The sequence below is a fragment of the Chitinibacter sp. ZOR0017 genome (assembly GCF_000799095.1).
In the GTDB taxonomy this organism is placed as follows: domain Bacteria; phylum Pseudomonadota; class Gammaproteobacteria; order Burkholderiales; family Chitinibacteraceae; genus Chitinibacter; species Chitinibacter tainanensis.
In genome coordinates this window covers 20,598-29,019 of sequence record NZ_JTLG01000022.1, presented here as the reverse complement: position 1 = coordinate 29,019, position 8,422 = coordinate 20,598, and the positions used below count along the sequence as shown (strand labels likewise).

Sequence of the window (8,422 nt, the reverse complement as noted above, 5' to 3'; positions counted from 1 at the left end):
GTTAAAGATCGGGCTGGCTGACTAGAGAAACTCGTTTTGTTTCGCTGCGTCATCAGCAGAGAGGCCGAACTATACCGACGCCCCCAGACTCGGTCAACCACTTCCTGCAAGAAAAGTGCAACAAAAGCGATAACCTATTAATTTAGTTTGAAATTTATTTTTGGCTACCGGCAACGGATTGGCGGTAAGCGCTTCAAGCCCAATAAAACCAAGGCCCGCTAACGCGGGCCTTGGTTTTATATTTTGCGTGATCAATGCCGGTTTACTTGGCTTAGGCCGCCGTAAAGCGCATCGATAGATCAATAGCTCGAACATCTTTCGTGAGTTTACCAATCGAAATACGCTCGACGCCGGTGGCGGCAATCGCTTGCACCGTGCTGAAATCCACGCCACCGGATGCTTCCAGTACGGCTTGGCCCTGTGCCATCTCGACGGCGGAGCGCATATCGGCCAAGCTCATATTATCCAGTAGCACTGAGGTGGCGCCTGCCTGTAATGCCTCGGCGAGCTCGGTGAGGGTTTCCACTTCCACCTGAATGGTGACATGCTTCGGTGCCAGCGCCTGAGCTTGGCGCAGCGCTGCAGTAATACTGCCGGCGGCCATGATGTGATTTTCTTTGATCAAGATGCCATCAAATAAACCAATCCGCTGATTAGCGCCGCCACCGACGGTCACCGCGTATTTCTGGGCGCGGCGCAAACCGGGCAAAGTTTTGCGGGTATCGTGAATCACCGCGCGCGTACCTTTCACCAGCTCGGCATAGCGGTGAGTTTCGGTCGCCACCGCAGACAGCGTCTGGATAAAATTAAGCATACTGCGCTCGGCCGTGAGTAGGCTACGGGCATTGCCCTGCAAGCGAGCAATAACGCTATCTGCAGCAACATACTCCCCCTCGGTAAATAACCAGCTGACCTGAATGCTGGCATCCACCTGCCGGATGACCTCGTTAGCCCACGGCAAACCGCACAAAACGGCCGGCTCGCGCAGCACAATCGTGGCATTGGCTTGCGCTTGGGCGGGAATGAGTTCGGCCGTCCAATCGCGTTCGCCAAGGTCTTCGGCTAAAGCGGCGGCAACGTTGGCGGCAATCAGATGCTGGGGAGGTGTCACAATCATGATTCAAGACTATAAGAAGGGAAAGGAAGCGGCGCGATGGCGGCCGCCAGTTCATGTTCAATGCGCTTCAGCGCAGCGGCATCATCCGCTTCGATGCGCAGCGTTAGTACCGGTGTGGTGTTCGAGGCGCGGATAAGGCCAAAGCCATCTGCGTATTCCACCCGCAAACCATCCACCTGGCTGATATAACTTGCGCTGGGGAAAGCGGCGCGCTGGGCAATATCTTGTACCAGCAAATGCCCAGCCCCACTCAATGGGATTTGCAACTCATGCGTGGCTAAACACTGCGGCAGGCAGGCTAACTCGGCATCCAGATCCAGCCCAGCGGCCACCAGTTGCAAGAGCTTGGCCCCCGCGAAGAGCGCATCATCCACGTCCCAGCCCGCAAAGGCAAAGTGCCCGGATAACTCGCCCGCCACCAGCGCTTTGCTTTGTTTCAATTTGCGCTTCATATGCGAATGGCCCGTCGGGATCGCTTCGGCCGTACCGCCTAGCTGCGCTACCCATTTGGCCACTGCCCGACTGGATTTCACATCGAATAACACATGCCCGGCTCGCTGAGCCAGCGCCTGACCCGCAAATAGCATTAATAAACGATCACCCGGAATCACCTGCCCACTGGCAGTCACTACCCCTAGCCGATCGCCGTCGCCATCAAAGGCCAAGCCCACATCGGCGCCTTGCTGCTGCACTTGGGTGCGTAAATCGCGCAGATTGGCGACCACTTGCGGATCGGGATGATGATGAGGGAAATGCCCATCCACCTCGCAATACAGCTCGCTCACCTCGCAACCCAAACTGCGAAACACATTCGCCGCCACCGCACCGGGCGCGCCATTGCCGCAATCAATCACCAGCTTTAATGGTTTGGCTAACTGGATCTGTGCTTGCAGCGCCTGCAAATAGGCGGGCAATACATCCACAGCATGGCTGCTGCCCCCACTGGCGATGGGCAAATCATCGGCTTCAACTTGTTCACGCAGCGCCTGCAAGGCCGGACCATCGACGGTGTCGTTGCCCAGCATGATTTTGATGCCATTGTATTCGGGCGGATTGTGGCTGCCGGTAATCATAATGCCCGAGGCATCGGCCACCGTGCGAGCGGCGAAATACAATAATGGCGTGCAAGCCATGCCCAGACATTGCACCGCGACCCCGGCTTCTTGCAGCCCTTGCTGCATCGCGGCCAGTAAATCGGGGGTAGATAAACGCCCATCGCCGGCTAGCGCAATGCGCTGGATCTGGCGTCGCCGCGCCTGAGCGCCAATGGCCCGCCCTACCCAGTAGGCTACTTCGGGAGTCAACAAACTCACCGGACCTCGCACATCATAGGCTTTGAAGATCGCAGCAGGCAGGCGGGACATTTAACGCACCAGAGGTAAATGAAAAGTAAAAAATTTGAGTAATGTGCTGGGTAACCACTGCAAACGGCCAGGCGGCGGGCCGGATAAAAAGCCCACATGGCCGCCATCGCGCGGCTGCAGCAATTGTACGTGTTCGCTCACTTGCTGGGCAGTTGGCAAACTCTGCGCCGGAATAAACGGATCATTCAGCGCATTAACAATCAAAGTGGGGATAGCGATATTGGGTAATAGCGGTTTGCTACTGGCTTGCGCCCAGTATTCATCCACCCCAAAAAAACCATGCAGCGGCGCGGTGACCAGATCATCAAATTCACGCAGGGTATTCACCCCTTTAACCTGCCGCCAATCAATAAACGGGTTTTCGGTGAGCTTGAGTTTGTATTGGGCTTTTTTGCGCATGGTGCGCAAAAAATTGCGGGTATAGATATGCCGGTTTAGCCCGTCGTCCAGCGCCACCCCAGCGGCGGTTAAATCCATCGGCGCCGATACGGCCGCCGCCGCGTGGATAAACTCACCCGCGCGCGCCCCTTGTTCGCCCAGCCATTTCAGCAAAGCATTGCCACCCAATGAATACCCCACCGCAAAAATCGGCGTACCGGGGTGTTCTTTTTTCAGCCGGCGCAATACCCAATCAATCTCGGCGGAATCCCCCGCGTGATAGCTGCGTGGCAATCGATTAGGCACATTACCGCAGGTACGAAAATGCGGCACCACGCCGCGCCAGCCTTGCTGATATGCCTGTTGAAACAGCGAAACCGCATAGTGCGAGCGCGAACCGCCCTCTAAGCCATGAAATAACACAATCAGCGGCGTACCCGCCCGGCCTGGGGTCCAATCTACACCGATCGCATCGAGGTCTGGGGTAATCCAATGTTCACGGCGGTAGCTCAGCGCACGCTGCCACAGCAGCACCGCTGGATAAATCGTTTGGGCATGCCCACCGGGTAACCAGCGCGCGGGCTGGTAGGAGGGCAAAATCAGTTCTTTTTCACGCGCCATGGCGAAAGTGTGGCGCAATGCGCCTACGGATGCCAGTGTTTTATGCACAGGCCAACGGCCGATAAAAAATCACCCCGCCGCAGCGGGGTGATCGATGGTACTCGCGGACTTGGCTGGCTTATAAAGTCGCAGCCAGCTGGCTCGCTTGCTCACCCACAATCAGATGCACAATGCCGTTTTCGAGTACGGCTACATCCACGATACCTTGTGCTTTCAGCGCATCGGCATTCAGCAGCGCTACATCCGCCAGCTCGACCCGCACGCGGGTTACGGCCATTGGCACGGCACTGCGAATATTGCTCGCGCCACCCAATGCCGCCTGTAATGCCGCATTAGCCGCTGCTTTCGGGCTTGCAGCAACAGGCGCTGCAGCAGGGGTATTGCTCGTAGCAGCAAGCTTAGCGCCGCCTTGCTTGATATACATCTCCATATCGGTTTTCAGATTTTCGGAGCGAGTACCAAAAATGGCCTGCATATTGTTGCCCACTTGCATCACGCCAGCGGCACCAAGGGCTTTTAGGCGGGCTTGATCTACTTTGGCAACATCCTGCACCGAAATCCGCAGACGGGTGATACATGCATCCAGCGATTGGATATTGCCAGCCCCACCAAACGCCGCTACCAGATCTGCAGCCATACCGCCAGCGCTTTGGCTCACCACGGTTTCAGTCACTTCATCTTCACGGCCTGGGGTTTTCAGATTCCATTTCACAATCACAAAGCGGAATACGCTGTAGTAAATCGCCGCATAGATTGGGCCGATGATCAGCACATACCACCAGTTTTGCGCGTATTTACCCAAGGCATTGAACATCAGGAAGTCGATCCCGCCTTGCGAGAAAGTAAAGCCCATGTGCATGTTTAGTGTATTGGCGATGAACTGACCGCTGGCCGCCAGGAAGGCGTGGATCACATACAGCACTGGCGCGACGAACATAAAAGCAAATTCGATCGGCTCGGTAATCCCGGTGAGGAAAGAGGTCAGCGCAGCGGAGATCATGATCCCGCCCACCATCACTTTCTTCTCAGGTTTGGCGGTATGCCAAATCGCAAACGCTGCGGCGGGCAAACCAAACATTTTGAAGAAGAAGGCACCAGCCAAAATCCCAGCAGTTGGGTCACCGGCGAAGAAACGCGCGATATCACCGTGCACCACTTTGCCAGCTGCATCGGTAAAGCTACCGATTTCAAAGAAGAATGGGACGTTCCAGATATGGTGCAGACCGAATGGAATCAGCAGACGCTCGATGAAGCCATACACGGTGGCCGCCATCCGCGGATCAGAATGCGCCGCCCATTGCGAGAAGCTGTTGATCGCGCCTTGGATCGAAGGCCAGATCACCGACATGATCACACCGACAAAAATCGCGGCTATCCCGGTCACGATCGGCACAAAGCGTTTACCGGCAAAGAAGCCCAGATACGGTGGCAGCTCGATGCGGTAGTACTTGTTGAATAAAGTAGCGGCCACACCACCGATGATGATCCCGCCGAATACGCCGGTTTCCATCGATTTCATGCCCATTACGGTGGCAGGCTCCACACCCATCACCGGGGCCATCACGCCCATGGTGGCGAGTAGCACCACGAAACCCACCGAAGCGGCAATCGCCGCCACGCCATCATTTTCAGTCAGACCCAGCGCCACCCCAATGGCGAAGATCAGCGGCAGATGACCAAAAATGGCCCCGCCACCGGCTTCCATCAGCTGAGAGACAACGGTAGGTAGGAAGGAAAAATGTGAAGCACCAATCCCCAATAACAAACCCGCAACCGGTAAAACGGCCACGGGCAGCATTAAGGCTTTCCCGATTTTTTGCAGTACGGCAAACGCGTTTTTAAACATCGACTTTCTCCTAAAAGCTTGCGGACTTGCTAATGCCACATGTCTTTTTTTAGTTTTGGTATGAATCGATTTTTAACGGGTATAGCTTTGCAAGCAATACGGTAAAAGGTTTATCTGTGAATACTGCCGGGATGTATTTGTTGATTTAAATCAAAAAACCCACCTTGCGGTGGGTTTTTGTAGGGACTTAAGCAGCGGCTTGCTGACCGACAATCAGATGAAACACCTTTTCATCAATCGCGGCCACGGCTTGCACACCCGCCGCCACCAAAGCTCGCTCATCGAGGCGGTGGCCATCTTTCAAGGCCACCCGCACACGGGTAGCGGCAATCAGTTCGGCTTGCTGGACATTGTCCGCGCCGCCCAAGCCCGGCAGCCATTTGCTATTGAGGGCTGCTTTACTTGCCGCCGCTGGGGCTGCGGGTGTCACCGCTTTTGCAGCCGGCGTCGCCACCGGTGCAGGGGCTGCGGCAGGTGTTTTGCGCAGGGACATGCCCACGCCCACGCCGATCACCAGGCCCACAATAAAAACAAGCAATAACGTCATGGTTCTATTCCTTATTCAACCAATTGCGACAAACGCGCGCGCACTTCGGCTGCGGTACCCAGCTGCAAGACTTCTGCCGCCAGTTTTTCGCACTCGGCTTTGTTCAATGAGCGCACCAGCGCTTTAATGGCTGGAATGCTTGGCACGCTGGCCGACAATTCATCCACCCCGATCCCCAGCAACAAGGGAATCGCCATCGGATCAGACGCGATACCGCCACACACGCCCACCCACTTGCCGTGTTTGTGCGCGCCTTGCACGGTCATATTGATCAGATTCAATACACCAGGGTGCATCGCATCGGCTTGCTTGGCCAGCTTCGGATGACCGCGATCCATTGCCAGTGTGTACTGGGTCAGATCGTTGGTACCAATCGAGAAGAAATCCACTTCACGGGCAAACTGCTCGGCCATCACCGCTGTGGCAGGAACTTCAACCATGATGCCGACCTGGACTTCCTGCGTAATGCCCAGCGCCGCTTTTTCTTCGGCCACGATGCGTTTCACTTCGCGCACTTCTTCCAGGCTGGTAATCATTGGGAACATGATCGCCAGTTTCGAGAATGGCGCTGAACGCAGTACCGCGCGTACTTGGGTATGCAAGAGCTCTGGCTCGGCCAGACACAAACGCACCCCGCGCACGCCGAGGAATGGATTTTCTTCGGCGGGCATTGGCAGGTATGGCAGAGGTTTATCGCCACCGACATCCAGCGTGCGCACCACGAAGGTTTTGTCCGTACCCAAAGCTTTGGCGATATCGATGTAGATCTGGCTTTGTTCGTCTTCAGTCGGCGCATCGGTGCGCTCCAGATAGAGGAACTCGCTGCGCAGCAGACCCACACCTTCACTACCCAGCTTCACGCCTTGCTCGGCATCATCCAGACCACCGATATTGGCCACGACTTCAACGTGGACACCATCTTTAGTCACGGCCGGCTGGAAAGCGGCGGCCAATTCAGCTTCACGCTTCGCGGCTTGCTTGGCTTGTTTTTCACGAATATCGGTGATTTCGGCTTCCGATGGGTTTTTGCGCAGCGTGCCGCGAGTACCATCCAGAATTACGGGGGTGCCGTTCGCCAGTTGCATCACGTCTTCATCAATGCCGCAAATCGCAGGAATATTCAGCGAGCGCGCCAGAATCGCCACGTGACTCGTTGCGCCACCACCGGTGGTGCAGAAACCCAGTACCTTGGTGCGATCCATGCTGGCGGTATCTGATGGTGTTAGCTCTTCGGCAATCAGGATGGCGTTGTTTGGCACCACCATGGCTGCTTCTTCCACCCCAGTAATCAGGCGCAGTACGCGACGGCCCACATCACGGATGTCATTCGCGCGGCCGGCCAGTACTTCGTTTTTCAAGCCTGCCAATTTATCGGCGTAGGTGGTGAACGCTTGTTTCCACGCAAAACCTGCGCTCTTGCCCGCGCTAATACCGGCAATGGCAATGGCCAGCAAATCTGGGTCTTCCAGCAATTCTTGGTGTGCCGCAAAAATTTCGGCTTTGCTGGCATCGGTAATTTCGGCTTTCAGGTTTTCCAGCTGCTGGTGCGCGTCTTTCAGCGCTTTATCCAGCCGGCGTTTTTCAACTTGCTGGCCTTCGCCCTGCTCGGCCACCGAAATCTCTTCCTGTTTCACATGAAACACATTCCCAACTGCCAGACCTGGCGATGCTGAAACACCAGTCAGGATGTTTGGATCGCTTGATTTCGGTTTAGGTTTAGCCGTTTTAACATTCAGCGGCGCCGGTTTGGTTTTGGCGACCGGACCACCTACATCTTCGCCACAGCCGGTTTTGATCAATTCGGCAATCGCTGCTACCGCCGCAGCGGCATCCGCGCCGGCTGCTCGCACGCGAATTTCATCGCCATGCTGCACTTCCAGCCCCATGATGGCGACCACGGATTTGGCATTGGCTTCTTCGCCTGCGCGTACCAGTTTGATATCAGACTGATAAGTTTTAGCCGCATTGGCCAAAACCGCCGAAGGGCGTGCATGCAGGCCGGTTGGGTTTGGCACTTTCAGCGGATCAGAATACGCTTCGGCAGTTGCACCCGTTTGCTGGGTAGCCGCGCCGGCGCCCGCCGCCAGATGCAGAGTCAGTGCCACATTCTGGCCGGCTTTCACCAAGCCGGTGGCGGGTACAAATTGGCTTACCTGATCACTATTGGTAATCACGATCTGGGTCAGCAAAGACACCGCTTTGCGGGCCACCAGATCCATATCGAATTCGATCAGCGGCTGGCCGACATCCACGATGTCGCCTTCTTTCACTTTGGCTGTGAAACCATTGCCTTTCAGCATCACGGTATCCAGACCGATATGCATCAGTACTTCGATCCCGTTCGCCGTGGTCAGGGTCACCGCGTGTTTGGATGAGTGTAGTTGTGTCACTTTACCGGTAACAGGGGCCAGCAAAACAGAGCTGGTTGGATCAATCGAAATCCCATCCCCTACCATTTTCTGGGCAAATACCGGATCTGGCACCTTGTCCAGCGGCACCATCACTCCGGAGAGCGGGGCCTTGAGTTCAATCAGGTTGCTCGACATAAC

Annotated in this window: 6 protein-coding genes; all 6 read right to left on the bottom strand. The window is 55.9% G+C overall.

All coding sequences use genetic code 11. The annotated features are described in order from the left end of the window. Positions 1-271 precede the first annotated feature (271 nt). Entirely contained in the window at positions 272-1,117 is an 846-nt protein-coding gene (gene nadC, locus L991_RS08845; RefSeq protein WP_047394346.1) for a carboxylating nicotinate-nucleotide diphosphorylase, read from the bottom strand. Then, positions 1,114-2,481: a phosphomannomutase/phosphoglucomutase gene (locus tag L991_RS08840; protein ID WP_047394343.1), complete on the bottom strand. Its 1,368-nt coding sequence runs from the start codon at positions 2,479-2,481 to the stop codon at positions 1,114-1,116. Before L991_RS08840 ends, nadC begins: the two co-directional genes overlap by 4 nt. Continuing rightward, positions 2,482-3,498, bottom strand: a complete 1,017-nt coding sequence (locus L991_RS08835; protein WP_308417283.1) for an alpha/beta fold hydrolase — start codon at positions 3,496-3,498, stop codon at positions 2,482-2,484. 100 nt (positions 3,499-3,598) lie between these two features. Then, entirely contained in the window at positions 3,599-5,326 is a 1,728-nt protein-coding gene (gene ptsG / locus L991_RS08830) for a PTS glucose transporter subunit IIBC (protein WP_047394336.1), read from the bottom strand. A gap of 187 nt (positions 5,327-5,513) precedes the next feature. Next, on the bottom strand, positions 5,514-5,873 hold the full coding sequence (locus L991_RS08825) for a PTS transporter subunit EIIB (RefSeq protein WP_156129033.1): 360 nt from the start codon (positions 5,871-5,873) through the stop codon (positions 5,514-5,516). A gap of 11 nt (positions 5,874-5,884) precedes the next feature. Further along, entirely contained in the window at positions 5,885-8,419 is a 2,535-nt protein-coding gene (ptsP, locus tag L991_RS08820) for a phosphoenolpyruvate--protein phosphotransferase (RefSeq protein ID WP_047394334.1), read from the bottom strand. Positions 8,420-8,422 lie beyond the last annotated feature (3 nt).

Coding starts and splice junctions, on each gene's coding strand:
- nadC (WP_047394346.1), bottom strand. CDS start 1,117: ATGATTGTGACACCTCCCCAGCATCTGATTGCCGCCAACGTTGCCGCC.
- L991_RS08840 (WP_047394343.1), bottom strand. CDS start 2,481: ATGTCCCGCCTGCCTGCTGCGATCTTCAAAGCCTATGATGTGCGAGGT.
- ptsG (WP_047394336.1), bottom strand. CDS start 5,326: ATGTTTAAAAACGCGTTTGCCGTACTGCAAAAAATCGGGAAAGCCTTA.
- L991_RS08825 (WP_156129033.1), bottom strand. CDS start 5,873: ATGACGTTATTGCTTGTTTTTATTGTGGGCCTGGTGATCGGCGTGGGC.
- ptsP (WP_047394334.1), bottom strand. CDS start 8,419: ATGTCGAGCAACCTGATTGAACTCAAGGCCCCGCTCTCCGGAGTGATG.